This is a genomic window from Leucobacter sp. M11 (genome assembly GCF_035726885.1).
Classification (GTDB): Bacteria; Actinomycetota; Actinomycetes; order Actinomycetales; family Microbacteriaceae; genus JAPFRB01.
This window is the reverse complement of sequence record NZ_JAPFRB010000010.1, coordinates 1-836: the sequence shown is the minus strand read 5'-3', so window position 1 is coordinate 836 and position 836 is coordinate 1. Positions and strand designations below refer to the sequence as shown.

General features: G+C 76.8%; 1 protein-coding gene. It reads left to right on the top strand.

Annotation, left to right across the window (positions count from 1 at the left end):
* A partial coding sequence (locus OOT08_RS18795; RefSeq protein ID WP_325094428.1) for a DUF222 domain-containing protein occupies window positions 1–836 on the top strand: 836 nt, incomplete at both ends.

Sequence of the window (836 nt, the reverse complement as noted above, 5' to 3'; positions counted from 1 at the left end):
CACGCGATCACCGGGGGCCTGGGCGCGGGGATGTCCCGGGTCGGGCACCTGCCCGAGTTCGCCGACGCCGAGCGCGCCCTCGTCACCGCCGCCACCGCCTCCCCGGCCGGGCTCCGGCACAGCGCCGACGAGGTGCGCGTGTTCGTGTCCCGCGCGCTCGCCCATCTCGACCCGGACGGGGCCGCGCCCACCCTGGCCGAGCAGCGCGCGAGCCGGGGGCTGCGCCTCACGGAGCTGTCCACCGGCATGACCCGGGTCAGCGGGCACCTCGACCCGGAGACCGCGGCGATCTGGCACGCGGTCCTCACTCCCACGAGGCGGCAGCTGGGCCGCGAGTTTGCGGAGACGGTCGCCGGGACCGATCCCGGGCCGCCCGCGTCCGGCAGGGTCGCCTTCCGCCCGGTCCGCGCCGACGCGGGCGCGGGGAACGGGGGCACGAACCGCGACGCTGACGCTGACGCTGACGGGAACGGGCCCACAGGCACAGGCACAGGGCCAGGCGTTGCCGACACCCGCACCCCCGCCCAGCGGCTCCTGGACCGCGCCACCGTCGCCCTCACCGCGAGCCTGACCGTCACCGACACCGACACCGGCACGAGCTCCCTCGTGCACGTGCACGTCCGCGCCGAGGACCTCCAGACCGGTCGCGGCATCGCCTGGCTCGACGGGGTCACCGCCCCGATCAGCGCCGGAGATGCCGAACGGATGCTCTGCGCCGGGGACGTCGCGGCGACCGTGTTCGGCGAGCACGGCGAAATCCTCGCCCAGGGCCGCACCCACCGCCTGTTCACGAAGCGGCAGGTCCTGGCCCTCCGCGCCCGGGACGGCGGCTGCCG